Origin of the sequence: Caballeronia jiangsuensis (genome assembly GCF_046030135.1) — a bacterium.
GTDB lineage: Bacteria > Pseudomonadota > Gammaproteobacteria > Burkholderiales > Burkholderiaceae > Caballeronia > Caballeronia jiangsuensis.
On sequence record NZ_JAQQDB010000139.1, the window covers coordinates 1 to 410 of the forward strand.

The 410-nt window shown below is 62.2% G+C and carries 1 protein-coding gene; it reads left to right on the plus strand.

The window, feature by feature from the left end; translation table 11 throughout:
• Positions 1–410: DDE-type integrase/transposase/recombinase (locus PQR08_RS38710; RefSeq protein ID WP_408164514.1), on the plus strand; the 410-nt coding region annotated here is incomplete at both ends.

Below are 410 nucleotides of genomic sequence, written 5' to 3' on the forward strand. Positions count from 1 at the left end.
TCGGAGGCGGCCACCGCCTGGACCCGTTTCGAGCGCGCCGAGCCGAACGAGCTATGGCAAATCGATTTCAAGGGCCACTTCGGCATGCTCGATCAAAGGCGCTGCCACCCGCTCACCGTGATCGACGATCATTCGCGCTTCAACCTCGTGCTGCAGGCGTGCTGCAGCCAGGACACCGAGACGGTGTACACGCACCTGCGAAACGCTTTCGCCTGTTACGGGCTGCCGCAACAGATCAACGCCGATAACGGCGCGCCGTGGGGCACGCCAAGCAAGCCTGGCGAATTGACCGAGTTGGCCATCCGATGCATTCGGCTGGGTATTCGTATGAGCCATAGCCGTCCCTATCACCCGCAGACCAACGGCAAGGACGAGCGCTTTCATCGCTCGCTCAAGGCCGAGGTGCTGAA